The 24,147-nt window shown below is 67.8% G+C and carries 19 protein-coding genes; 12 read left to right on the top strand and 7 right to left on the bottom strand.

Annotated features, from left to right (window positions below):
- The 4 genes from GGR66_RS01050 to GGR66_RS01035 form a co-directional block, all read right to left on the bottom strand.
- Entirely contained in the window at positions 1 to 2,493 is a 2,493-nt protein-coding gene (locus GGR66_RS01050; protein WP_184446904.1) for a family 20 glycosylhydrolase, read from the bottom strand.
- 119 nt (positions 2,494 to 2,612) lie between these two features.
- The gene (locus tag GGR66_RS01045) at positions 2,613 to 3,668 is read right to left on the bottom strand and encodes a glycosyl hydrolase family 18 protein (RefSeq protein ID WP_184446903.1); all 1,056 of its coding nucleotides are present in this window, start codon (positions 3,666 to 3,668) and stop codon (positions 2,613 to 2,615) included.
- Positions 3,665 to 5,359, bottom strand: a complete 1,695-nt coding sequence (locus tag GGR66_RS01040) for an alpha-L-fucosidase (RefSeq protein WP_184446902.1) — start codon at positions 5,357 to 5,359, stop codon at positions 3,665 to 3,667. Before GGR66_RS01040 ends, GGR66_RS01045 begins: the two co-directional genes overlap by 4 nt.
- A 99-nt stretch (positions 5,360 to 5,458) precedes the next feature.
- Positions 5,459 to 8,143, bottom strand: coding sequence for a TonB-dependent receptor (locus tag GGR66_RS01035; RefSeq protein WP_184446901.1), 2,685 nt, complete (start codon positions 8,141 to 8,143; stop codon positions 5,459 to 5,461).
- 873 nt (positions 8,144 to 9,016) lie between these two features.
- Between GGR66_RS01035 and GGR66_RS01030 the strand changes: the two genes are divergently transcribed.
- Positions 9,017 to 10,039 carry a glucokinase family protein gene (locus GGR66_RS01030; RefSeq protein ID WP_184446900.1) on the top strand — a complete coding sequence of 341 codons (1,023 nt, stop codon included), beginning with the start codon at positions 9,017 to 9,019 and terminating at the stop codon, positions 10,037 to 10,039.
- A 293-nt stretch (positions 10,040 to 10,332) separates the two neighbouring features.
- Here the strand turns inward: GGR66_RS01030 and GGR66_RS01025 are convergent, their stop codons facing one another.
- Positions 10,333 to 11,064, bottom strand: a complete 732-nt coding sequence (locus GGR66_RS01025; RefSeq protein ID WP_184446899.1) for a 16S rRNA (uracil(1498)-N(3))-methyltransferase — start codon at positions 11,062 to 11,064, stop codon at positions 10,333 to 10,335.
- Positions 11,055 to 12,446 (bottom strand): adenosylmethionine--8-amino-7-oxononanoate transaminase, encoded by a 1,392-nt coding sequence (bioA, locus tag GGR66_RS01020; RefSeq protein ID WP_160965568.1) that lies wholly within the window; start codon positions 12,444 to 12,446, stop codon positions 11,055 to 11,057. The genes GGR66_RS01025 and bioA overlap by 10 nt, the downstream gene beginning before the upstream one ends.
- A 74-nt stretch (positions 12,447 to 12,520) precedes the next feature.
- Between bioA and nudE the strand changes: the two genes are divergently transcribed.
- The 11 genes from nudE (at position 12,521) to GGR66_RS00965 (ending at position 20,987) form a co-directional block, all read left to right on the top strand.
- Positions 12,521 to 13,075 (top strand): ADP compounds hydrolase NudE, encoded by a 555-nt coding sequence (gene nudE / locus GGR66_RS01015; RefSeq protein ID WP_160965566.1) that lies wholly within the window; start codon positions 12,521 to 12,523, stop codon positions 13,073 to 13,075.
- On the top strand, positions 13,072 to 13,872 hold the full coding sequence (cysQ, locus tag GGR66_RS01010) for a 3'(2'),5'-bisphosphate nucleotidase CysQ (protein ID WP_160965564.1): 801 nt from the start codon (positions 13,072 to 13,074) through the stop codon (positions 13,870 to 13,872). Before nudE ends, cysQ begins: the two co-directional genes overlap by 4 nt.
- Before the next feature lie 129 nt (positions 13,873 to 14,001).
- On the top strand, positions 14,002 to 14,778 hold the full coding sequence (gene mazG / locus GGR66_RS01005) for a nucleoside triphosphate pyrophosphohydrolase (RefSeq protein ID WP_255421577.1): 777 nt from the start codon (positions 14,002 to 14,004) through the stop codon (positions 14,776 to 14,778).
- Positions 14,775 to 15,098: a YnfA family protein gene (locus tag GGR66_RS01000; protein ID WP_160965562.1), complete on the top strand. Its 324-nt coding sequence runs from the start codon at positions 14,775 to 14,777 to the stop codon at positions 15,096 to 15,098. The genes mazG and GGR66_RS01000 overlap by 4 nt, the downstream gene beginning before the upstream one ends.
- A gap of 500 nt (positions 15,099 to 15,598) precedes the next feature.
- Entirely contained in the window at positions 15,599 to 15,901 is a 303-nt protein-coding gene (locus tag GGR66_RS00995) for a DUF962 domain-containing protein (RefSeq protein WP_160965560.1), read from the top strand.
- A gap of 68 nt (positions 15,902 to 15,969) precedes the next feature.
- On the top strand, positions 15,970 to 16,932 hold the full coding sequence (locus GGR66_RS00990; RefSeq protein ID WP_160965558.1) for an SPFH domain-containing protein: 963 nt from the start codon (positions 15,970 to 15,972) through the stop codon (positions 16,930 to 16,932).
- 3 nt (positions 16,933 to 16,935) lie between these two features.
- On the top strand, positions 16,936 to 17,367 hold the full coding sequence (locus GGR66_RS00985) for an NfeD family protein (RefSeq protein ID WP_184446898.1): 432 nt from the start codon (positions 16,936 to 16,938) through the stop codon (positions 17,365 to 17,367).
- A gap of 325 nt (positions 17,368 to 17,692) precedes the next feature.
- Positions 17,693 to 18,799 carry a glycine cleavage system aminomethyltransferase GcvT gene (gene gcvT, locus GGR66_RS00980; protein WP_184446897.1) on the top strand — a complete coding sequence of 369 codons (1,107 nt, stop codon included), beginning with the start codon at positions 17,693 to 17,695 and terminating at the stop codon, positions 18,797 to 18,799.
- A 100-nt stretch (positions 18,800 to 18,899) separates the two neighbouring features.
- Positions 18,900 to 19,295, top strand: coding sequence for a glycine cleavage system protein GcvH (gene gcvH / locus GGR66_RS00975; RefSeq protein WP_010344201.1), 396 nt, complete (start codon positions 18,900 to 18,902; stop codon positions 19,293 to 19,295).
- 280 nt (positions 19,296 to 19,575) lie between these two features.
- Positions 19,576 to 20,217, top strand: a complete 642-nt coding sequence (locus GGR66_RS00970; protein WP_184446896.1) for a hypothetical protein — start codon at positions 19,576 to 19,578, stop codon at positions 20,215 to 20,217.
- A 314-nt stretch (positions 20,218 to 20,531) separates the two neighbouring features.
- Positions 20,532 to 20,987 carry a hypothetical protein gene (locus tag GGR66_RS00965; protein WP_010344200.1) on the top strand — a complete coding sequence of 152 codons (456 nt, stop codon included), beginning with the start codon at positions 20,532 to 20,534 and terminating at the stop codon, positions 20,985 to 20,987.
- Positions 20,988 to 22,547: 1,560 nt separating this feature from the next.
- On the opposite strand, the gene GGR66_RS00960 is transcribed toward GGR66_RS00965, so the two are convergent.
- Positions 22,548 to 23,900: a serine hydrolase domain-containing protein gene (locus GGR66_RS00960; RefSeq protein WP_184446895.1), complete on the bottom strand. Its 1,353-nt coding sequence runs from the start codon at positions 23,898 to 23,900 to the stop codon at positions 22,548 to 22,550.
- Positions 23,901 to 24,147 lie beyond the last annotated feature (247 nt).

Here is a 24,147-nt window from a genome sequence, read left to right as displayed (position 1 = left end):
TCAGTGCGCGGCGGCGGGGGGCGCCTGCGCCGCGGTGTCGATCAGATGGACGGCGCCGATGGCGTAGTACGGGCCGGCGATGGGCGCGGTGGAGCGCAGGCACAGGTCGTGCACGCCGGTCTGCTTGGGCAGCCGTGCTTCCAGCGCGAACTGGTCGCCCAGGGTCTTGCCGGCCGGCAGCGGCAGCCGCGCCAGCAGCTTGCCCTTGCAGTCGCCCAGCCGCACTTCGAACTCGCCGCGCGCGCTGTGCGCCGGATAGCGCTTGACCTTGGCCTGGTCGTGCGCCAGCCCGTAGTTGCGCGCCAGGCGTGCGGCGTCGATGCGGATGCGGTCGATGCCGTCCAGGCGCGCGTCGGCGTAGCGCCAGCAACTGGTGAACAGGTCGATGTTGAACACCGGCGTGTCCTGGTCGGCCAGATCCGGCAGCAGCGGCACGCGCAGGCCCAGCTCGCCGCCCTCGCACGAGGCCAGGCCCTGGGTATCGCGGCCGAGCAGATTGGCGCGGTCGAGGATGCGGCTGCGCGGTGCGGCCAGCAGGCGGCCGTCGTCGGCGAAGGTGGCTGCGCGCACGGTGACCGGCAGGGTCACCGCGAACGGCGCCGTGTAGCGCGGCGAGTCGGCCTTGGGCTCGCTGCCGTCGGTGGTGTAGCGGAAGCTGCCGAACTTGGCCTGGTTGCCCAGCACCACGGTGGCCTTGCCACTGTCCAGCGCCGCGTTGTCGCCGCCCTGCAGCGCGATGTCCGGAGCGAAGGCGCCGTCGCCGTAGGCGATGCCCTGCGTGCGGTAGCGATCCAGCTGCGCCGGCAGGCGCTGCAGGAAGCCGTTCCAGTCGCGCGCGGCCATCGGCGACCAGCCGGCCTCGGCCACCGCGCTCAGCCGCGGGAACAGCGCATGGTCGATATGCCAGGTGGAGGGGATGTACTCGCTCCACAGCGCCGCCTGCACGCCGAGCACGTGCTTGCTCTCCTCGGCGTTGAGCGCGGCCGGCACCGGGTCGAAGCCGTAGACCTTCTGCAGCGGCAGCGTCGCCAGGCGGCCGTTGGGCTCGTCGTTGCGCGCGCTCTGCAGGTTGTCCAGGTACATCCAGCCGGCCGGCGCCAGCACCACGTCGTGGCCCTGCTTGGCGGCGGCAACCGCGCCGTCCACGCCGCGCCAGGACATCACCGACGCACTGGCCGGCAGCCCGCCTTCCAGGATCTCGTCCCAGCCGATCAGGCGCCGCTGGTGCTGGGTCAGGTAGTCGGCCAGCTGCTGGTTGAACCAGCCCTGCAGCGCATGCGCGTCCTTGATGCCGAGCTTGCGCATCTGCGCGCGCACCGCCGGCGAGCGCTCCCACTGGTCCTTGACCGCTTCGTCGCCACCGATGTGGATGTACGGCGAGGGGAACAGCTGCAGCACTTCGTCCAGCACGCCCTGGATGAAGGTCATGCTCTTGGCGTTGGTGTTGAACAGGTACGGATTGACGCCCCAATCCACCGACACCTTGGGCCGCTGCCGGGTCACCCCGACCAGTTCCGGGTACGCCGCCACTGCGGACTGGGCGTGGCCGGGCATGTCCAACTCCGGCACGATGGTGATGTGGCGTTCGGCGGCGTAGGCCACCAGGTCGCGGATCTGGTCCTGAGTGTAGAAGCCGCCGTAGCGATCGGGCAGACCGTGGCTGCCGGCGCCGGGCGGGGTGCGCCAGGCACCGATCTCGGTGAGCTTGGGATAGCGCTTGATCTCGATGCGCCAGCCCTGGTCGTCGGTCAGGTGCAGGTGCAGCACGTTGAGCTTGTGCTGGGCCATCGCGTCGAGCAGGCGCTTGACCGTGTCCGGGCCGTGGAAATGCCGCGCCACGTCGAGCAGCACGCCGCGCCAGCCGAAGCGCGGCCAGTCGCGGATGTGCACCTGCGGCACGTCCACCTCGCCCTTGCCGGCGTCGGGGGTCATCAACTGCCAGGCGCTGATCGCGCCGTAGAACAGGCCACGTTCGTCGCGCGCCTGGATCAGGATGGTGTGCGGGTCCACGTCCAGCGTGTAGCCCTCGACCTGCGCAACCTCGGTATTGGGATTGAGCTGCAGGCGGATGCTGCCGTTGGCGGGAATGGTCTCCGCGCGCACTTCCAGGTTCAGGCCGCGGGTCTTGCTCAGCAATTGCGACAGTTGCTCGGCCACGCGCTGCGCGCCGGGATCGTCGTTGGGCACCGACAGCACGCTGCCGGTGCCGATGGTGAGGGTGCCGCCGTCGCGCTCGGCCTTGACCGGCGCCGGGATCAGCGGCAGCGGGGTCTTGTCGTCGTCGTCATCGTGTTTCGGGGCAGGCGGCGGGGCCACGGCGGGCTTGGCCGCGGGCGTCGGCGCCGGCGGCGGGGCGCGGTCGCAGCCGCCGAGCAGGCTGCCACAGGCGAGCAGGGACAACCCCAGCCAGGCGTTGCGGGAGGCCGCCGCGATGCGCGCGCTGGCGGGCATCGGGCGGTGCGGCAATCGGGGGTGTGCACCCACTTCAGTCATCGGTCTACCTCAAGCGATCGAGATGCGTATCGTAGAGGCTGTGGGGTAGCCTGGGGTGAGCGCGGCGCTTTCGCTGCGCGCCGCATGGCCTCGTCCCGCATCTCGATCGTGACCGCCGCTCAGCGCGCCGCGGTCGGCAGTTCGTCCCAGACCTTGGGATCTTCGGCGCCAAGCACCCAGCAGCTGAAGCCTTCCAGGCCGTACTGCTTGGTCAGCTCGTAACGCGCGCGGAAGCTGCGCGCGTCCGGGCGGAACACCCACTCGCGCATGTCGTCGCGGTAGAAGTAGAACCACGACTCCTGCTCCACCGGGTCCCATTGCACGGTGGCATGCTGCTCTTCCGCCAGCGGGAACGACTCGTCGGCGTCGATGTAGTCGGCGGTGATGTTCGAGGCTTCGGTGCCGTCGGCCTTGACCGGACTGCCGGTGTACCAGCGGTAGCCGTAGGTGGCGATGCCCAGCGACAGCTTGTCCTTCGGCACCTGGGTCAGCGCGTAGTCCAGGTGCTTCTTCATCCACACCATGCCGTCCACCGGGCCGGGCGTGGTCCAGCGGGTGTGCTGGTCGTAGGTCATCAGGCTGATCAGGTCGGCCGAGGCGCCGAGCGCCTTGAGGTCATAGGCGCCGCGCCAGTATTCCCACATCCACTTGGAGAACGCCCCGCCTTCGGCATAGCCCGGCGCGTTCGGCACCACCGCCACCGACAGCTTGAAGCCGGCCTTGTGCAGCGCCTCGGCGGTCTGCTTGACCATCAGCGAATAGGCGTCGCGGTCGGTCCAGGCGATGCTCTCGAAATCGAACTGGAAGCCGTAGTAGCCGTGCTTGCGGCCGTGGATCAGCAGCGCCGCGATCATGCGCTGCTTGGCGTCCTCGTCGTGCAGCAGCTTGTGGAAGCCGTCGCGGCCGGCGGTCATCGACAGGATCGGCATCACCCGCAGCTTGTGCTGCTTGGCGATCTCGTACAGGTACAGGTTCGGGGTGCCGTTGACCAGGCCATTCTGATCCACGCCGTACCAGGTCGGCACCACCACGTCGATCTTGTCGACGTGGGCCAGGAACGCGTTCGTCGATTTCTGCGTGTTCATCAGATAGAACAGCGCGGTCGGGTTCTTGGCCATGGCCGGCCCGCAGGCCAGGGCGAGGGCGAACAGCAGCCCTGCGAAACGCTTCATCATCGGGAGGGATCCGTTGGCGGGGTGGGGGAGGACAGGTCGATGCGGAACACGTAGGCGTGTTCGCCCACCGGCTTGGCCGGCAGGCGCAGGTGCAGGCCGTCGGCGCGCTGCTCGAACGGCACCGGCTTGCCGTTGGCGAGCAGGGTGACGCCGCGCACGCCATCGGCCGGCTTCAGCGAGCGGATCAGCGCCTTGCCGTCGGCCGGCCAGCCCAGCTCGATCGCGTACAGCGCGCCGTGGCCGGTGGTGAAGCGGAAATCCTCGGGCGTGTACGGCTTGGTCTTGGTGTCCTGGAAGGTGCCGCCGACCACTTCGGTGGGGCCTTCGCCGTAGGTGCGCCATGGCGTGCTGTCGTAGATCGCCTCGCCGTTGGTCTTGAGCCACTTGCCGATCGACAACAGGATCGCGCGTTCGGTGTCCGGGATTGAGCCGTCGGCGCGCGGCCCGATGTTGAGCATCAGGTTGCCGTTCTTGCTGACCACGTCCACCAGCATGTGGATGATGAAGGTCGGGGTCTTGTAGGTGTCGTTCTCGACATAGCCCCAGGAGGCGTTGCTGACCGAGGTGTCGGTCTGCCAGTGCGTGGGATGGATGCCGGTGAGCTGGCCGCGTTCGATGTCCAACGTGCCGGCGCCCTCGGGGAAGGCGCCGAGCTTGTAGTTCACCACCACGCCGCCCTTGGCCGCGCCGTGGTTGTAGTAGTACGACAGCATCGTCGGCAGCGTGCCGCGGAAGGTCGGGTGCGCGATCCACCAATCGAAATAGATCAGGTCCGGGTCGTAGCGGTCGATCAGTTCGGTGGTGCGCGCCAGCCAGTCGTCCAGCCAGGCCTGCGAGACCGGGGTCCAGTCGTTGTGCACGTCGGCGTCGTCCTTGCCTGGCAGCCGCACCTGCGCCGGGCCGTACAGGCCGGCGTAGCGCGGGTCGTTGACGTCCGAGTCGAACTGGCGGCCGCCGTCGAAGAACCAGTCGTGCTCGGCGCGGTGCGAGGACAGGCCGAAATGCAGGCCCTGCGCGCGGATCGCCTTGGACAGCTCGCCGATCACGTCGCGCTTGGGGCCCATCTTCACCGCGGTCCAGTCCGACAGCTGCGAGTCGTACATCGCGAAGCCGTCGTGGTGCTCGGCCACCGGCACCACGTAGCGGGCGCCGGAGTCGCGGAACAGCGTGGCCCAGGCCTGCGGATCGAACTTGGGCGCGGTGAACAGCGGGATCAGGTCCTTGTAGCCGAAGCGCGACTGCGGGCCGTAGGTCTGGCGGTGATGCAGGTAGTCCTTGCTGCCCTGCTGGTACATGTTGCGCGAGTACCACTCGTTGCCGAAGGCCGGCACCGAGAACACGCCCCAGTGGATGAAGATGCCGAACTTGGCGTTGTCGTACCAGGACGGCGAGCGGTACTGCTTGAGCGAGGTCCAGTCGGGCCGGAACGGTCCGCCGCGCGCGCCGTCGTTGGCTTCGCGCACCAGACGCGCGCGTTCGGGCGCGTACTTGGCGGTGGCCTGCAGCCACTGCTGGTCGATCTGTTCCGGACTGAGCGTGGTGGCGGTGGGCGCTGTCGGCGACGGCGCGTCCGCGGCGCCGGCGGGCAGGGCCGTCAGCGCGAGCATGAGGGCCAGCGCGCTGGCCAGGGTCTGGCGTGCGGCTCCGGCGTGGCGGGATCGGTCCGCACGGGGGCGGGTCTCGGTCGTCATGGAACGGCACTCCTTGTTGCAGAAGACGATGCCGGCGCAGCCGCGCCGGACACGAAAAAGCGCGCCACCGTGGAGGGACGGTGGCGCGCCGGTGCTACATCAGAACTTGAAGTTCAGCTGCGCCTGGTAGCCGCGGCCGTTTTTGTACATGCCGATCGGCGCGTACTTGACCTCGTTGTACCAGTAGTAGGTCGAGTCGAGCAGGTTGGTCGCGCTGAAGCTCACGCTCATCCAGTCGTTGATCTGATACGACGCGGTCAGATCCAGCTGCTTGTACTCGTCGGTGAACACCTGCGAATCCAGTCGGCCGATCTGAGTGAAGTACTTGGAGCGGTAGCTGTAGTTGACGCGCACCATCCACGGACCGTTTTCCCAGTAGGGGATCACGTTGTAGGTGTTCTTCGACAGGTACGGCAGGTTCAGGCCGGGACTGGTGTCGGCGGTGGCGTAGGTGTAGTTCGCCTGCAGACCGAAGCCGTAGCCGAAGGCCTGCTGGTAGTTCAGCGAGGCGCCCTTGACCTTGGCGTCGGAAGCGTTGATCGGCGAGTTCACCGTGAACAGGCCGCTCACTCCATTCACCGCATCGGTCAGCTGCTGCTGCGAGGTGGTGGTGACGATGTACGAGCTGATGTCGCGGTAGAACGCTTCCGCCGACAGCATGCTGGACGGGGCGAAGTACCACTCGGCGGCCAGATCGTAGTTGGTCGACTCGTAGGGCTTCAGGTCCGGGTTGCCGCCACTGGCGGTCAGGTTGCCGTTGCTGCTGTTGATGGTGAACGAGCCGGCCAGATCGCCGTAGCGCGGGCGTGCCATCACCTTGGCCACGGAGAAGCGCAGCACCTTGTCGGTGTCCAGATCGTAGGCCAGGTTGAAGCTCGGCAGCGGCTTGTAGTACTGCTTGCTCACCGTGGTCTGGTTGTAGGTGGCACCGCCGTCGTTGCTCTGCCAGAACTGCGACTTGTCCTTGGTGTCGACATAGCGCACACCCAGGTTGCCGCGCCAGGCACCGGACTCGAAGTTCAGCTGCGCGTACAGGTCGCTGGTGATTTCCTTGACGTCGAACGAGGAGCCGTAATCGGGCTTGTACGGCCCCTGCGGCTGCGAGCGCAGGTAGTTGATCACCGAGTTGAGGTTGGCGGTCGGCCAGTTGGTCAGGTCGCCGCTGGCGCCCAGGCCGTCGTACAGGCCGCTCGGGGTGCTGCCGGGGCTGAAGTCGGTCAGCGAGATCGCGTTGGTGGTGTTGATGCGGTTGCCGCGAGCATCGACGCCGTTGTCGTGGTTGATGTACTTGTAGCCTACCTGCAGCTTGTTCAGCGGGCCCCAATCCAGGTCGCGAGCGGCATCGAACTGGAAGTACTTCTCCTTGTCCGTGCTCTTGGCGTAATAGATGCCGCCGGCCTGCATCGCCGACTTGTCGGTGGAGCCGGGCGCCAGACCAGCCGGCGAACCGACCAGGCCCCAGTTGGAGGCGCTGCCGTTGTCGTAGGTGACGCCGGTGTTGCTGCCGTCGTAGTTGAAGTTATAGCCGCCCTTCTGCAGCAGGTACTTCATCAGGTACTCGGGGTTCTTGCCGCCGGTGGCCTCGGTGGTGCCGACCTGCGAGGTGAACACCCACTTCTCGCCGTAGAAGTCGTGGCGCAGGTTCAGGCTCTTGGTGGTGACGGTGCTTTCGCGGTAGTTGGTGTCGAGCTGCGCGTACGGCTGGCCATTGCCAGTCGCATCGGACAGCTTGCCTTCGACGATGTAGCCATTGTTGAGCGTGGCTTCGGTGAACTTGTCGCGGTCACCGCAGCCAGGGCAGACGTAGCGCGATTCGCTGAAGTTGTTGTACTTGCCCTTGATGTAGATGCCGGTCAGGTTCAACTCGTTCTGCTCGTTCGGCTTCCACTGCAGCGCGCCCTGCAGGCCGTTGCGCTCGCGGGTCTGCTGGAAGAAGGCGCTATTGATGCCGACCGGGAACTTGGCCGTATTGATGTCGCCGCTGCCATTGATCGTCGCGTTCGGATTAATCCGCGAGGAAACCGTGCCGTCGGCGTTGTAGGTGGTGCCGAGGCCGTAGCCGAAGAACTCGATGCCGGCGCGCGACAGGTCCTGCTTGTCGTGGGTGGCGGAGATCAACGCACCGAAGGTCTCGTCGTCGTTCTTCCAGCTCCACAGCGCCGAGCCGCGCGGATTGCCTTCTTCCGAACGGTCGTTGTAGTTGTAGCCGATCGAGCCGCGGATGGTGTTCTTCGGCAGGTCCAGCGGCTTGCGGGTGTGCACGATCACGGTGCCGCCGATCGAGCCTTCGTCGATGCGGGCTTCCGGGGTCTTGTAGACCTCCATCAGGCCGATGATTTCCGGCGACAGCAGGGTGTAGTTGAAGGTACGGCCGCTGGTGTCGGTCGGGTTGCCGCCCCAGTCGCCCGAAGCGATGGTCTGGCCATTGAGCAGCACGCGGTTCAGCGCCGGATCGGTGCCGTTGATGCTGACCTTCTCGCCTTCGCCGAACTGGCGGTCCACGCTGATGCCCGGCAGGTGCGCCAGCGACTCGGCGGCATTGGTGTCCGGGAACTTGCCGATGTCCTCGGCGCTGATCGCATCGACGATGGAGTTGGCCGAGCGCTTCACCGACTGGCTCTTCTCCAGCGAGGCGCGGTAGCCGGTGACGGTGATGGCATCCAGCTGCTGGACGTTCTTGGAATCCGCGTTGGCGGAAGCGGGCGCTTCCTGCGCGGCGGCGTTACCGGACAGGTACAGCGCGGCCATGATGCTGATGGCTAAGGTCGTGGTGCGGCTATTCATTGGCTAAACCTCTGGGTGAGTACTTGGGCATGAGGTGCAACCGATGTTCCGGCGTGCTGGCCGCTGCCCGGCCTTGTGGATGGCGCCGCGCCTGGTGGCGCTGCGCGGATCGCATCTCGATGCGCGTCGTCCGGTCGCTGACGCGGAAGTAGCCAACCGGCGGCATCGAGGGCGCCAGTCCTTCCTGTGTTCCTGCAGGTAACAACCAAGTCCAGCAATGAAGCAGTGCACCTGCTGCCTGGTCCGGGCGCGCTGCGTCCGTGCCCGGCATCGGGCGTGGTCTCGTCGGTTCGGGGGATGCCGCCCGCAGCGTCAGCGCGCGTCCTGCCACTTGGCGCGGGAGGAGCGGCGATGCGTCGCTGTGTCTGAATCCCCTGAACGTGGCATGTCTTGAAGTTGTAAAACTTGTGTGAGCCGAGTCTGTCGTAGCGCTGACAGCGTTGTCAACACCCGTTTCACGCGGTTTTGACGATTGCAAGCAAGGCTCGCTGCGGCATCTTTCCAGAGGCTTTCACGGGGTGTCCGGCGCCCGCTCTAGGTGCTTGTCTACAAAAGAAAACATGGCCGAACACGTGTGCGACACCGGCATCGCGGCCGACGGGCCCATGCGTGGCAAGGGCTGCCGGGGTGTCGGGCAGGCCGCAGAAATTTGTGCAATGCGGCGAAGTTTTGCGACAGATGTTCACCCATGCAACGGATGGCGACCAGCGGCCATCCACATCACAAGGCGATCGGCCGCATGAAGTCGAGGCGATGAAGACAAAACGACAAGGCTGTGAAATTCATCTTGACAACGTTGTCAGGGTGATCGGACACTCGATCGATCAATCGGCCGAATCGGCGTGCGCCTGCTCTGGCGCAACGGGAGAAGACGTGTCCGCAAGCAGTTCATCAGTGGCAGCGGCCGTGCCGCGCGCCGAGCCCTTCATTGCTGCCGATGTCGGCGGAACCCATGTGCGGATCGGCCTGGTCGCGCGCGCTGCCGATGCCGGCCCGGCGCCGTCCGTCGATGTGCTGGATTACCGCAAGTACCGCTGCGCCGACTATCCCGGTCTGGCCGAGATCATCGGCGAGTTTCTGGACCAGGTGCAGGGCCCGAAGCCGACCCGCGGGGTGATCGCCAGCGCCGGTTATGCGCTCGAGGATGGCCGCGTCATCACCACCAATCTGCCGTGGACGCTGTCGCCCCCGGAGATCCGCGAACGCCTGGGTTTGAAGGCGCTGCATCTGGTCAACGATTTCGAAGCGGTGGCGTATGCGGCGGCGTCGATGGACGCCAGCGAAGTGCTGCATCTGACCGGGCCGCGCAAGGCGCAGCGCGGGCCGGCGTTGGTGATCGGTCCGGGCACCGGTCTTGGCGCCGCAGTGTGGATTCCCACCCATGGCGGCGCCGTGGTGCTGCCCACCGAAGCCGGCCATGCCGCGCTGCCGATCGGCAACGATCTGGAACTGGCGCTGGCGCAGCGCCTGTTGCGCGATCGTCCCTATGTGCCGATGGAGCATTTCCTGTCCGGCCCGGGCCTGCTCAATCTCTATCGCGTGTTGTGCGACCTGCGTGGCGCCACGCCCGCGCATGCCGCACCGGGCGACATCACCGCGGCCGCCCTGGCCGGCGGCGATCCACTGGCGCACGAGGCGCTGTCGGCGTTCTGCGGCCTGCTCGGCAGCGTGATCGGCGACATGGCGCTGCTGTACGGCGTGCAGGGCGGCATCTACCTGGCCGGCGGTTTCCTGCCGCAGATCGGCGCGTTCCTGTCCGCCAGCAGTTTCGTCGAGCGCTACTTGAACAAGGGCGCGATGCGTCCGGCGCTGGAGCAGATCCCGGTGAAGCTGGTCGAACACGGCCAGCTCGGGGTGATCGGCGCGGCGAACTGGTTCCTGCAGCAGCGTCACTGAGCGCCTGGCGCGGCGATGGCCGCGCCGATGGATGCGCCCTGCGGGCGAGCGCGTCGTGCCTTGCCATGTGCTACCGGTCGCGTCGCGCAGACACTTATATATGTCCTCCACGCCAGCAGCGCTGTTGCCGCTGCGATCGCGCCTGCGGGGTGACGTGCAGGCCGAGTAGGGAGCCACGCCCCTTCCTGTGCAGGTCACAGGTCGGGCGCTGTCGAATTTCCCTGGGATTCCTCTCGCTTCCAGCGGCGCGAGCGCGGCGTGGCGTCGCTGGTTACGTCATCGCGTATGCGAACTCACAGGTCGCCGTGGTGCGCCTGCAGCGCCGCGATCGCGGCCAGGCCGGCGGTCTCGGTGCGCAGGATACGCGGCCCCAGGCGCAGGCCGACGAAGCCTGCCGTCTCCAGCGTGGCGCGGTCGCGCGGCGACCAGCCGCCTTCCGGGCCGATCGCGATCGTCGCCGCGTCGCCGCCGATGTCCAGCGAGCGCAGCCGGTGTTCGCCCTGCGGATCCAGGATCAGCCGGCACGGGCTGTCCGCCGCGGCGCGCGCGGCGTCGGCCAGCGCCAGCGGCGCGCTCAATTGCGGCACGCGCGCGCGGCCGGATTGTTCGCAGGCCGAGATCACCACGCTGCGCCAGTGCGCCACGCGCTTGTCCACGCGCGCCGCATCCAGCTTCACTTCGGTGCGCTCGGCCCACACCGGCACGATCGCGGCGACGCCGAGCTCGGTGGCCTTCTGCAGGATCAGGTCCATCTTCTCGCCGCGCGCCACGCCCTGCAGCAGGGTGATCGCCAGCGGCGACTCGTTGTCGGCCGGCCGCGCCGCGCGGATGCGCACGCTGGCATTGCGCTTGCCGGCCTGCAGCAGTTCGGCGTCGTAATCGCAGCCGTCGCCGTTGAACAGCACGCAGGGATCGCCTTCGCGCAGCCGCAGCACGCGCAGCAGGTGATTGGCGACGCCCTCCGGCAGGCTCAGTTCGGCGCCGGCGTGCAGCGGCAGGTCCACGTGGCAGCGGGTCAGGCGCATGCCACCGCCTCGTCGATCGCCGCCAGGGTGGTTTCGGCCAGCAGCGCCAGTTGCGCGGCGTCCACGCAGTACGGCGGCATCCAGTACAGCACGTCGCCGAGCGGACGCAGCACCACCCCGCGCTCCAGCGCGGCGCGGTAGGCGTGCAGGCCGACGCGCGCGGACGCAGGGAAAGGTGTGCGCTTGTCGCCGTTGCGGGTGAGTTCGAACGCCACCACCATGCCGGCCTGGCGCACGTCGGCCACGTGCGCATGCTCGGCGAACGGGGCCGACAGCGCGCGCATGGTTTCGGCGGTGCTGCGGTTGCGCGCGATCACGTCGTCCTCCTGCAGGATCCGCAGCGACGCCAGCGCCGCCGCGCAGGCCAGCGGATTGCCGGTGTAGCTGTGCGAATGCAGGAAGGCGCGCTCGCGGCTGTCGTCGAGGAAGGCGTCGTACAGATGCTGGGTGGCCAGCACCGCCGACAGCGGCAGGAAGCCGCCGGTGAGGCCCTTGGACAGGCACAGCAGGTCCGGCATCACCCCGGCCTGCTCGCAGGCGAACAGGGTGCCGGTGCGGCCGAAACCGGTGGCGATCTCGTCGGCGATCAGGAAGGCGCCGTTGGCGTCGCACAGTTCGCGCGCCCGGCGCAGATAGGCCGGATCGTGCATGCGCATGCCGCCGGCGCACTGCAGGCGCGGTTCCAGGATCACCGCGCAGATCTCGCCGGGATGGCGGTCGAACAGGTCGGCCAGCGCATCGGCGGCGGCTTCGGCGCGTTCCCGCGCGCTCTGCCCGGGCGCGGCCTGGTAGGCGTCGGGCGAGGGCGCGAACAGCGCCTCGGCCAGCAGCGGCGCGTACACCCGCCGGTACAGCGGGATGTCGCCGACCGACAGCGCACCGATGGTCTCGCCGTGGTAGCCGTTCTCCAGCGCGACGAAGCGGGTGCGCCCCGGCTCGCCGCGGTTCTGGAAATAGTGGAAGGCCATCTTCAGCGCCACTTCCACGCCGGCCGAGCCGTTGTCGGCATAGAACACCTTGGCCAATGGCGCGCGACCCTCCTGGCGCGGCGCCAGCGCCAGCAGCTGTTCGGCCAGCAGTACCGCCGGTTCGTGGCTGAAGCCGGCCAGCATCACCTGCTCCAGTTGCGTGGCCTGGGCGGCGATGGCGGCGGCGATGCGCGGCTCGCCGTGGCCGAACAGGTTGGTCCACCAGCTGCTCACCGCATCCAGGTAGCGGCGGCCGCCGTGGTCGATCAGCCAGGCGCCTTCGCCACGTGCGATCGGGACGAGGGGCAGGGTATCGGGGTGCTCGCGCATCTGCGTGCACGGGTGCCAAAGCACGGCCAGATCGCGCGTGCGCCACGCGTCGGCCATCTGTGCTGCGGTCAGGTCTGATAGCATTTCGCGCTCATGAACAGGTTCTTCGCTCAGCGCATTCTATCGATCGACGCCGCCCGGCGCCGCAGGGTGCCGGCGTGACCCGGCCGTTGCCGGTCATCCACGCCGTGCGTGCGCGCAGCGAAACGGCTGCCGAGCGCCAGGTCGAGGAGCTGGACCTGGAATTCAGCAACGGCGAACGCCGCGTGTTCCACCGGCTCAAGGCGCCGGGCCACGGCGCGGTGGTGGTGGTGCCGATGCTGGATGCGCAGACCGTGCTGCTGGTGCGCGAATACGCCGCCGGCGTGCACCGCTATGAGCTGGGCCTGGTCAAGGGCCGCATCGATGCCGGCGAGACCCCGCTGCAGGCGGCCGACCGCGAACTCAAGGAAGAGGCCGGCTACGGCGCGCGGCAACTGCGCGTGCTGCGCGCGATGACCCTGGCGCCGACCTACATGAGCCACCAGTCGTGGCTGGTGCTCGCGCAAGATCTCTATCCCGAACGACTAGCCGGCGACGAGCCGGAGGAATTGGAAGTGGTGCCCTGGAAACTGGCTGAACTGGATCAACTGATGTTGCGTGAAGATTTTTCCGAGGGGCGTTCGCTGGCGGCGCTGTTCATTGCCCGCGAGTGGCTGGGTCGCGCCGAATGATCCGTCTGACCAGTGATTTGCGCGAAACCGTGATCGCCATCGCCATCGATGCCGCCGCGGCGATCATGTCCGTCTACGCCACCGGCTTCGAGGTGGAGCACAAGGCCGATGCCAGCCCGTTGACCCAGGCCGACCTGGCCGCGCACCAGATCATCGTCGAAGGCCTGGAACGGCTGACCCCGGACCTGCCGGTGCTGTCCGAGGAATCGGCGCAGATTCCGTGGGAGGTGCGCGAGCACTGGACCACCTATTGGTTGGTGGACCCGCTCGACGGCACCCGCGAGTTCGTCAAGCGCAACGGCGAATTCAGCGTCAACATCGCCCTGATCCACCAGGGTGCGCCGGTGTTTGGCGTGGTCCAGGCACCGGTGGACGGCCGCGTCTGGCACGCAGTGCGTGGCGAGCAGGCGTACCGTCGCGAAGGCTTTCGCGATACCGCGTTGAACACCCGCCGGCCGGCCACCGCGCCGCTGCGGGTGGCGGCGAGTCGCTCGCACCGCGATGCGCGCACCGACGCGCTGCTGCAGCGCATGGGCGAGATCGAACTCGTCGCGCAGGGTTCCTCGCTGAAGTTCTGCCGGATCGCCGACGGCGACCTGGACGTGTACCCGCGCTTCGGCCCGACCTCGGAGTGGGACACCGCCGCCGGGCAGTGCGTGCTGCAGGCCGCCGGCGGTGCGCTGCTGGCCGCCGCGACCGGCAAGCCGTTCCGCTACAACCGCCGCGAATCGCTGCTCAACGGCGACTTCGTAGCGCTGGGCGATCCGGCGCTGCCCTGGCGCGACTGGCTGGGCTGAGCCGCGCCGCGAGCGCGCGCTGCATGGCGCGCGCTCTGCCACACTAGGCGGCAGGCGGCAGCGGTGCCGTCGCATCGGAATCTGCCCGTGACTCCAGCCCGCTACGACCTTCCCGCCCTGCTCGACATCATGGCGCGCCTGCGCGATCCCGCGCGGGGCTGCCCCTGGGACCTGGAGCAGGATTTCGCCAGCATCGCCGCGTACACGATCGAAGAGGCCTACGAGGTGGCCGACGCGATCGACCGCCAGGATCTGGCCGGGCTGAAGGACGAACTCGGCGATCTGCTGCTGCAGGTGGTGTTTCATGCGCAGATGGCGCGCGAGCAGGGGGCGTTCGGCTTCGACGATGTGGTCGCGGCGATCTGCGACAAGATGGTGCGCCGCCACCCGCACGTGTTCGGCGACAGCCAGGTCGCCGATGCCCAGCAGCAGACACTGAAGTGGGAAGAGATCAAGCGCGCCGAGCGCGCCGCCGCCGGCGAGCGCGACGGCTCGGCGCTGGCCGGCATCGCTCGCGGGCTGCCGGAATGGCAGCGTGCGCTGAAGCTGCAGTCGCGCGCGGCGCGGGTCGGCTTCGACTGGCCCGGCCCGGCGCCGGTGCTGGACAAGGTGCAGGAAGAACTCGAGGAAGTGCGCGCGGAACTGGCACAGGGCGCCGCGGCCGATCCGGCACGGCTGCAGGACGAGATCGGCGACCTGCTGTTCGTCTGCGCCAATCTGGCGCGGCATGCCAAGGTCGACGTTGGTGCGGCGCTGCGCCACGCCAACCTCAAGTTCGAGCGCCGCTTCCGCGCGATGGAGCGGCTGGCGCAGCAGGACGGTGGTGCGCTGGACGGCCTGGCCCTGATGGAGCAGGAGGCGTACTGGCAGCGCGCCAAGGACGAAGAGCGCGCCGCAGCCGGATGAAGACGCTGCTGCTGTTCGTGCTGACCGCCGTCGCGGAAATCGTCGGCTGCTACCTGCCTTATCTCTGGCTGCGCGAACAGCGCAGCGCCTGGCTGCTGTTGCCGGCCGCAGGCAGCCTGGCGGCCTTCGTCTGGCTGCTGACCCTGCATCCCGCCGCCAGCGGCCGCGTCTATGCGGCCTACGGCGGCGTCTATGTCGCCGTCGCCTTGCTGTGGTTGTGGACGGTGCAGGGGATGCGCCCCACGCGCTGGGACCTGCTCGGCGCCGGGCTGTGCCTGCTCGGCATGGCGGTGATCATGTTCGCGCCACGGCAGGGCTGAGGTCTGCGCGGCAGGCTGTCTTGCGACAACGAGAGGCCGGCCAGCGCGTAGGAGCGGCTTCAGCCGCGACGGGCGTTCCCGGTAAAGCCCTTCGCGGCTGAAGCCGCTCCTACAGGACACATTTCGTTGCGATTGGCGGTGCTCTGCAGCGGCGCAACGTGCCATCGGCGAGTCGTGTAGCGGCTGAACCCGTTCCTGCGAAACTCACCGCACGCCCCGCTGCGTTGGCGCTGCGCAGCGCGTGAATGGATATGACCCGACGCCTTGCCCGCAACGCGATGACGTGTCCCGCTTCCGAGGCGTTGTGCCCTGCAGCAGTTCTTTGCAGGTGGGCGGTTTCCATGCGGTCACCGAATCGTAGACATGCCTGGTGCGGCGCTGCGGTCTCCTGCGTGAGCACATCCGGCGACCGCATCTGCGCGTCGCATCCGTGCGCTGCGAGCGACACCCGCGCTCCCGGCGTATGCTGGACGCCTGCGTTGCCTCGGGAGGGCCATCGCATGCGCCGCTTCGCCAGCTTCCGTGAGTTCTATCCGTTCTATCTGAGCGAGCACCGGCATCGGGTGTCGCGACGGCTGCATTTCGTCGGCAGCCTCGGCGTGCTGGCGAGCCTGCTGCTGGCACTGTGCACCGGCCAGCCGCGCTGGCTGTGGGCGGCGCCGGTCTGCGGCTACGGCTGCGCCTGGATCGGCCATTTCGTGTTCGAGAAGAATCGTCCAGCCACCTTCAAGCACCCGCTGTACTCGCTCGCCGGCGACTGGGTGATGTTCAAGGACATGCTGCTGGGCCGCATCCGCTGGTGACCGGCACGTGCGCCTGCGCTGGCTATACTGCCGATTCGATTCCTTCTTCTGGTTAATGGAGCAACCTGATGCCGTCTACCTTCTTCCTCACGCTGGTGATCCTGTTCTTCGGCGTGGTGGTGCTGTTCAAGACCGTGCGCATGGTGCCGCAGGGCTTCCAGTGGACGGTGGAGCGCTTCGGCCGCTACACCCACACGCTCTCGCCCGGCCTGCACTTCCTGATCCCGTGGATGTATGGCGTGGGCCGCAAGGTCAACATGATGGAACAGGTGCTGGACGTGCCCAGCCAGGACGTCATCACCAAGGACAACGCGGTGGTGCGGGTGGACGGCGTGGTGTTCTTCCAGGTGCTGGACGCCGCCAAGGCGGCGTATGAAGTGTCCAACCTGGAGATCGCCACCATCGCGCTGGTGCAGACCAACATCCGTACCGTGATCGGCTCGATGGACCTGGACGAGTCGCTGAGCCAGCGCGAGACCATCAACGCGCAGCTGTTGAACGTGGTCGACCACGCCACCAATCCGTGGGGCATCAAAGTCACCCGCATCGAGATCCGCGACATCCAGCCGCCGCGCGACCTGATCGACTCGATGGCCCGGCAGATGAAGGCCGAGCGCGAGAAGCGCGCGCAGATCCTCGAAGCGGAGGGCTCGCGGCAGTCGGAGATCCTGCGCGCCGACGGCGAGAAGCAGGCGGCGGTGCTGGAGGCCGAAGGCCGCAAGGAGGCCGCGTTCCGCGACGCCGAGGCGCGCGAGCGCCTGGCCGAAGCCGAAGCGCGGGCCACGGCGATGGTGTCCAAGGCGATCGCCGAAGGCGACGTGCAGGCGATCAACTACTTCATCGCGCAGAAGTACGTGGAGGCGTTCAAGGAACTGGCCACCGCGCCGAACCAGAAGTTCGTGCTGATGCCGATGGAGTCCAGCGGCATCATCGGCTCGATCGCCGGCATCGCCGAGTTGGCACGCGAGGCGCTGAACAAGCAGACCACCCCGCCGGCGGTGCCGCGCGTGCCGCCGCGCAACGGAGTCTGAGCCATGCGCATTGAGGTGGTGGCCTGGGGTGCCCTGACCTTGCTGCTGTTCGCGGCCGAATCGCTGGCGCCGGGCGCCTTCATGTTGTGGATGGGCTTCGCCGCCGCAGCGGTGTTTCTTGCGGTACTGGTGTTCCCGGACATCTCCCTGCTGCTGCAGGTCGGCGCGTTCGTGGTGCTGAGCTTCGTCTCGATCCAGGTGTATCGCACCTGGTTCCGCAACCGCGGCCGGGCCAGTGACCAGCCGCTGCTCAACCGCCGCGCCGAGCAATTGATCGGCCGCGTGGTGACCCTGGACCAGCCGATCCAGGGCGGCCGCGGCCGCGCCAAGGTCGACGATGCGTTCTGGGTGGTCGGCGGCCCCGACCTGCCCGCGGGCAGCGCGGTGCGTATCGTTGGCGTGGACGGCATGACGCTGCTCGTCCAGGCTGCTTGAAAGCCGGGATTGGGGATTCGGGATTGGGGATTCGCAGGAGCGGCTTCATCCGCGACCCGAGATCGATGGCAGGTCGCGGCTGAACCTGTTCCTGCGTAGTGCGTTATCGGGCGCCAGTCCTTCGGATCGGGACGGCCGCCCCTACGAATCCCCCAATCCCGAATCCCCAATCCCAGCCTTCGCTGAAGCCGCTCCTACGGCACTGCGCGATCGAGCGACAGTCCTTCGGATCCAGGACAGCCGCTCTTACGAATCCCCATTCCCGATTCCCCAATCCCGGCTCACTGCCAGCGATAATGGGGGACTTTTCTCACGGACCCGCGCCATGACCCAGAAGACCATCCTCAACGACAGCCACCGCGCCCTCGGCGCCAAGATGGTCGACTTCGGCGGCTGGGACATGCCGATCCACTACGGTTCGCAGATCGACGAGCACCACCAGGTGCGCGGCGACGCCGGCATGTTCGACGTCAGCCACATGACCGTGGTCGATCTGCACGGCGAGCAGGTTCGCGCGTTCCTGCGCCATCTGCTGGCCAATTCGGTGGACAAGCTGAAGGCGCCGGGCAAGGCGCTGTACACCTGCATGCTCAACCCGCAGGGCGGGGTGATCGACGATCTGATCGTCTATCACATGTCCGATGCGTTCTTCCGCCTGGTGGTCAACGCCGCCACCCGCGCCAAGGACCTGGCGTGGATCGGCGAGCAGGCGCAGGCGTTCGGCGTGCAGGTCCGCGAGCGCGACGACTTCGCGATGATCGCGGTGCAGGGTCCTAACGCGCGCGCCAAGGCGATCGGCCTGTTGCGCGAGCAGGATCGTGCCGCGGCGCAGAAGCTCGGCCGCTTCGCCGCGATCGAGGCGACCTCGATCGACGGCGTGCCGCTGTTCGTCGCGCGCACCGGCTACACCGGCGAGGACGGCTTCGAGATCGTGCTGCCGCAAGAGCAGGCGCCTGCGTTCTGGGATGCGCTGATCGCTGCCGGGGTCAAGCCGGCTGGCCTGGGCGCGCGCGACACGCTGCGCCTGGAAGCGGGCATGAACCTCTACGGCCAGGACATGGACGACAGCGTCTCGCCCTACGAGGCCGCGCTGGCCTGGACCGTGACCCTCGACGAGGGCCGCGACTTCATCGGCCGCGCCGTGCTCGAGGCGCAGAAGGCCGGCGGCGCGCCGCGGCAGATGATCGGCCTGGTGATGGACGAGAAGGGCGTGCTGCGCCACGGGCAGAAGGTGCTGACCGCCAACGGCGACGGCGAGATCCTGTCCGGCACCTTCTCGCCGACGCTGGGCAAGGCGATCGCCTTCGCGCGGGTGCCGGCCGGCGAGCCGGGCGCAGTGCGCGTGGACATCCGCGGCAAGGAAGTGCCAGTGCGCGTGGTCAAGTTCCCGTTCGTGCGCGAAGGCCAGGTCCAGCCCGGCGTGCTCCGCTGAGTCCGGGCCGCGACCGCGGCGCGCGCGCCATCGTTCCCGCGCGCGCGGTTCGCTACACTAGTCTCCCATCCTCGATACCGTCTTCTTCCGGAGCAGCCCCATGAGCGAGATCCCTGGCGACCTCAAATTCCTCAAGTCCCACGAGTGGGCCCGCGTCGAAGGTAATGGTCGCGTGACCATCGGCATCTCCGACCATGCCCAGGGCCTGCTCGGCGACCTGGTCTACGTCGAACTGCCGAACGTCGGCGATCATGTCGAAGCCGGCAACGGCGTGGCCGTGGTCGAGTCGGTCAAGGCCGCCTCGGACGTGTACAGCCCGCTGAGCGGCAAGGTGGTCGAGGTCAACACCGCGCTGAGCGACAAGCCGGAAACGATCAACGAAGACGCCTACGGCGAAGGCTGGATCCTGGTGCTGGAAGCGGACGATGCCGAGCAGTTGAACGAACTGCTGTCGCCGGACGAGTACGCCGAACTGCTCGAGGAAGACGGCCACTGAGCCGACTTCCCGTCGCGACACTCGAACCGGCCGCCCAGTGCGGCCGGTTTCTTTTTGGGTGCCGCGCGGTGCGGTCGCCACCGTCCGCGCGTCGGCGGCGCCATTCTTTGCATGGCTATCCCGGAACCCGCGTCGCCGGCGTCGCCGCGTGCGTCGCTGCGAAGACGATGTGAGGTCGTCGCCGGGCAGCACCGCGAGGACAACGCGTTCGCCCTGGCTGTAGGTGGCTGATGCATGCGATCCACGCTTCGGTCGGTGCCGGTTTTCCGACGCGGCGCAGATGCAGCACGGCATGCAGGGCGCGACGTGGGGTAGCGACGCGGGCAGTGGCGACGTGGCGCGCGCTTCGCACGTCGCCGATGTGCGACGGCGCGGTGTGTGCCGGCGTCAGCCGGTGACCTGTGCGATCCGCGCCGGTCGACACACCCATGCGACGGCATCGGTGGAAGCACGAGTGGAAGTGGACGAGGGCAGTCGCATGCGTGGCGGTGTGTCGGCGACGTGTGTGCAGGGCGTGCCGCGGTGGTGCGATGTGTCGCGTCTCGGCGTCTCGGCGACGCGGTACGCGACGCATCGCGCGCGTCGAGGTCGCCGCACGACGCAAAAAAGTTTGCGCACTTTTGCGCATTTGCACTTGTGCGATGCCGGAACCGCACGCGGTCGCGAAATTTTTTTTCAGCTAGCGGACAGGCTGGCGCGCACCGTCGCAGTTGCCGCCGACGCGTCGCCGATGCCTGTCCGCAACGCGATGGCGGCAGTGCGTCGTTGCAGAAAACACGGAAATTTCCCTGCTTTTTTTGCATGCGCCGATTTCCTTGCGGTGTCGGCAGCGACGCTCGGCGGCATTGGCGAGGCGGCCGGCGTGGCATGCGGCGGTCGTGGCGCGCGCGCCAGCGAAAAAAAATTTGCGCAGAAGTGTTGACAGTAAAAAAAACCGTGATTAGGTTTCGCCCAGCAGACGTTGCTGCGCAAGCGAGTGAATCGGATCGACATCAAAACGCGAAGCACAACTTGGACATCCGCCAGGAACCCGAAGATGGTGGAGTTGGAGTCGCTTCCCTCCGAGAAACGCAACGTCTCCCCTGGCATCGCACCCGTATCGACATTCGGTACGGGTGTTTCTGTATCCGATCCGGCCCGCAGCGCGCGCCGGCGGTTCCCGCAGGCGGAGCATCGCCGCGAGGTTGCTTTAACTGGGCATTTTCAATCCATAGTTCACTGACGAGGAGCCATCCCATGGCGACGAAAAAAGCTGCGAAAAAGCCGGCCGCTAAGAAGGCGGTCAAGAAGACTGCCGCCAAGAAGCCGGCAGCGAAGAAGGTTTCGGTAAAGAAGGCGGTCAAGAAGGTCGCCAAGAAGGTGGCCAAGAAGGTCGCCAAGGTGAAGAAGGCGGTCAAGAAGGCCGTTGCCAAGAAGGCAGTGAAGAAGACGGCAAAGAAGGCCGCCACCAAGAAGACCGCGAAGAAGGCCGTCGCCAAGAAGGCGGTGAAGAAGACCGCGAAGAAGGCTGCGACCAAGAAGACCGCGGCGAAGAAGACGGTGAAGAAGTCGGCTGCCAAGAAGCCGGCCGCGAAGAAGGCAACTGCGAAGAAGGCCACCGCCAAGAAGACCGTGGCGAAGAAGAAGCCGGCCGCTCGCAAGAAGAAGGCCGCTCCGGTCGCGCTGCCGGCAACGCCCGCGCCGCTGATCTGATCCATCCCGATCGCTGTTCCTAGACTCTCTCCCCGGTGCCCAGCGGGGAGGGAGTTTTTTATTTGCGGGGGCCCGCCGTGCGCGATCGCAGCCTACGCCTGGACCCGGCCGCATCCGCGGCGCCGCCTGTCCCAATCCACGCCGACCGTCCTCTGCGCCCCGATTCAGGTCGCGATGTGGACAGTGTCTTTGCGACTCGCACTGAGCGCGGCTGACTAGCGACGCCTGTACGTTCCGCCTGTCTCAACCACGCAGGCTGTCCTCTGCGCCCCGCCCCGCATGCCAGGTCGCGACGTGGACACCGTGCCTGTGCGTTTCTACTCGCGTACCGCTGACTGGCGGCGCCTGCCGCGTCCCTCTGCCTCAACCCACGCCGAGCGCCCTCTGTGCCTTGCCTGCAAGGTCGCGACCGTGCGGTCTCGTACCGCGCATCGCTGACTGGCAGCGCCTGCTGCGTGCGCCCGTCTCAACTCACTTCGACGGTCCCCTGTGCGCTGATTGGTCAGTTGCCATGTAGGTGTTCTGCCTGTGCACCGCCCATCCAGATCGCGACTGCACGTCGTGCCATCGCTGCGTTGTCGGACGCCTATGGCGATGGTGGTACATCCGTCGGGCGTCGGGACTTCCCGACGTGCGCGTGCCGCCTCGGCAACCACGTGCGCACCACGCGTGAGCAGGCGGGGAGCGGGAGCGACCTCCGCCACAGCGATAAGCATTCCGCCTATGTGTCTCGTATCGGGAGCGAACCTGCACGTCGGGCCGCCGCTTCGGGTCGGGTGCCAGTTGATGGCGCGCATCCATCAGGTCTTCCCGACGTGCGCGTACCGCCTCGGCGAACGCGCGAGCAGGCGGGTGCGGTGAGCGACTGCGTCACGGCGACACGCCTGTCACGCCACGCCGGTGGGCGGCAGGCAAGGGGAGGCGCACCCAAGTGAATGCACACACCCTGACGAAGACCACCTGACCGCCGCGATGCGCGGCTGCGGGAGGAATCGAGGATGCCTGGCGTCCGCGGATCCGTCGAGGCATCGTGCGCCGTGCGCGCTCTGCGTGCTGTTCGTAGCGTGCGCCGCGGCGCGCCAGTGCGCCACGCCGAACGCTCGATAGGTCATTGGTCTTCGCCGGTTGCATGGACGGCAGGCGCGATGCGCGCTGCCCATTGCTTGCGTGCGGTGCTACATCTAGCCGCCAGCATGCCGGCGGCGGCAGCGGGACGGCGCCGCGGGGTGTCCGCCAGATGCGGGATCGTGGACGACGCAGCGAAGCGCAGCGTGCGTCTTGCGTGGTTGTGGAGAGGGATGGCGCACGGCTGGAGCGGCCGCATACAGGCGCCCTCCACCCTGTTCCGTGTGGCTGTGGCCGATCGTTCGTCGTGGATTGCTGTCGGCCGTTGCGCTGCCGCGACGTGACCGTGCCGCCCCATGGCCGCATCGCCGCAACTGGAACAGCGCACATCCGGCGACGGCGGGGCAGGAGCTGTCTGCAGCGCATCCACACACCTGCAGACAGCAGAAAGGCGGCTTGCGCCGCCTTCTGCGAGGATGCTGCGGGACACCGCGCTCAGTGCGGCGAGGCCACCGACTTGGACGAGGACGCGCCCTTCTTGTCCTTCGGGTCCGGACGCTCGGCCATCAGGTTGTCGCTGCCGAAGTCGGTGTCCACGTCCAGCCAGCGCTGCGCCGGCAGGCCGATCGCGCGGTCGAGGACGGTCGGCAGCAGGCCCGAGGGCAGGCCGCTTTCGCCGTTCCACAGGATCGCCACGGCGAAGTCGCGTTCCGGCACCAGCGCGATCAGGCCCCGGTAGCCCTGCACCGCGCCGGCATGGAAGATCACCTGGTGGCCGGAGTAGTCGAACACGCGCCAGCCCAGCGCGTAGCTCGCCGAGTTGACCCGCGCGCGGCGCCAGCCCGAGCGCATCTCGCCCGGGGTGAGGATCAGCGGTGCGTGCAGGGTCGCCAGCAGCGGCTCCGGCAGCACGTCCGGGCGATGCCCGGTCTGCGCGATCAGCCACTGCGCCATGTCGCTGATGCTGGCGTTGACGCCGGCGGCGGGCGCCAGGCGGTAGTAGGTCGGCTTGGGCGTCAGCGAGACCCAGCCGTTGCGGCTGCGCACGTGCGGGCGCGCCCAGCGCGGGCTGGCCTGGATGCCGGCCAGGCCCATGCTGGCGTCGTTCATGCCCAGCGGCTTGAAGATGCGGCGCTCCACCGACTGCTCGTAGAAGCTGCCGGACGCGGCGAACACCACGTCGCCGATCAGGCTGAAGGCGACGTTCTGGTAGGCGTAGCACTCGCCCGGTGCGCACTTCAGCGGCGCATAGGCCAGCTTGTGGCTGAGCGTGTAGTAGTCGAGGTTGGATTCGACGTCGCGGTCGTAGGCGTTGTAGGTGAGACCGACGCGGTGGCTGAGCAGGTCGGCGACGTTCAACTGGCGCGTGGCCACCGGATCGCTGAGCTGGAAGCCAGGCACGTAGTCGACGACCTTGCTGTCCCAGCGCAGGGTGCCGTCGTTGACCAGCAGGCCGGCCATGGTGCCGGCGAACGCCTTGGACAGCGAGGCCAGGCGGAACACGGTGTGCGCATCGACCGGCTCGGGACGGTTGACGTCGGTGACGCCGTAGCCGCGCGCGCTGAGCACCTGGCCGTTGTGCACGATGGCCATCGCCAGGCCGGGCACGCGCTCGCCATAGGTCAACTGTTCGGCCACAGACTCCAGCGCGGCGACGTCGAAGTCCCTGGCCAGCGGCAGCACCTGGCTCTGGGTGAGCGAGGCGCGGTAGGGCAGCGGCTGGGTCGGCGAGGTGTAGCGCGTGGCTTCGGTGTGCAGCGGCGGCGGCAGCGGTTGCGCGGGCGCCGGCGTCTGTGCGGTGGAGGACATCGCAAAGGGCAGCAATGCCCCGAGCAACCCGGTTGCCACCGGTCGAAGGAGCCGGTGCCTGCTGTTCTGTGTCATTGCGCCTGAGGCCTGTGAGGTGCTGCCGGCCACGATTCTAGCGCCGGATTTCTCGAATGCACAAACTGGGAGAAGATGAATAGGCATCGCCTTGATCCTGCTGGGGATTTCCCGCGTCGGACGGGGGTGCGCAGGCCCGCCAGCGAGGGGCGGCGTGGACTGCGGCGGATGCCGATGGACATGCAATCGCCGTGCCGCGCACAGCCTTTTT

It is taken from the genome of Xanthomonas sp. 3498 (genome assembly GCF_014199795.1).
GTDB classification, from domain to species: domain Bacteria; phylum Pseudomonadota; class Gammaproteobacteria; order Xanthomonadales; family Xanthomonadaceae; genus Xanthomonas_A; species Xanthomonas_A rydalmerensis.
This window is presented reverse-complemented; position numbering and strand designations above follow the sequence as displayed.

Bases quoted from the DNA above. Each gene is read 5' to 3' on its own strand.
- GGR66_RS01050 (WP_184446904.1), bottom strand. From the start codon at position 2,493: ATGACTGAAGTGGGTGCACACCCCCGATTGCCGCACCGCCCGATGCCC.
- GGR66_RS01045 (WP_184446903.1), bottom strand. From the start codon at position 3,668: ATGATGAAGCGTTTCGCAGGGCTGCTGTTCGCCCTCGCCCTGGCCTGC.
- GGR66_RS01040 (WP_184446902.1), bottom strand. From the start codon at position 5,359: ATGACGACCGAGACCCGCCCCCGTGCGGACCGATCCCGCCACGCCGGA.
- GGR66_RS01035 (WP_184446901.1), bottom strand. From the start codon at position 8,143: ATGAATAGCCGCACCACGACCTTAGCCATCAGCATCATGGCCGCGCTG.
- GGR66_RS01025 (WP_184446899.1), bottom strand. From the start codon at position 11,064: ATGCGCCTGACCCGCTGCCACGTGGACCTGCCGCTGCACGCCGGCGCC.
- bioA (WP_160965568.1), bottom strand. From the start codon at position 12,446: ATGCTATCAGACCTGACCGCAGCACAGATGGCCGACGCGTGGCGCACG.
- cysQ (WP_160965564.1), top strand. From the start codon at position 13,072: ATGATCCGTCTGACCAGTGATTTGCGCGAAACCGTGATCGCCATCGCC.
- mazG (WP_255421577.1), top strand. From the start codon at position 14,002: ATGGCGCGCCTGCGCGATCCCGCGCGGGGCTGCCCCTGGGACCTGGAG.
- GGR66_RS01000 (WP_160965562.1), top strand. From the start codon at position 14,775: ATGAAGACGCTGCTGCTGTTCGTGCTGACCGCCGTCGCGGAAATCGTC.
- GGR66_RS00995 (WP_160965560.1), top strand. From the start codon at position 15,599: ATGCGCCGCTTCGCCAGCTTCCGTGAGTTCTATCCGTTCTATCTGAGC.
- GGR66_RS00990 (WP_160965558.1), top strand. From the start codon at position 15,970: ATGCCGTCTACCTTCTTCCTCACGCTGGTGATCCTGTTCTTCGGCGTG.
- GGR66_RS00985 (WP_184446898.1), top strand. From the start codon at position 16,936: ATGCGCATTGAGGTGGTGGCCTGGGGTGCCCTGACCTTGCTGCTGTTC.
- gcvT (WP_184446897.1), top strand. From the start codon at position 17,693: ATGACCCAGAAGACCATCCTCAACGACAGCCACCGCGCCCTCGGCGCC.
- gcvH (WP_010344201.1), top strand. From the start codon at position 18,900: ATGAGCGAGATCCCTGGCGACCTCAAATTCCTCAAGTCCCACGAGTGG.
- GGR66_RS00970 (WP_184446896.1), top strand. From the start codon at position 19,576: ATGCAGCACGGCATGCAGGGCGCGACGTGGGGTAGCGACGCGGGCAGT.
- GGR66_RS00965 (WP_010344200.1), top strand. From the start codon at position 20,532: ATGGCGACGAAAAAAGCTGCGAAAAAGCCGGCCGCTAAGAAGGCGGTC.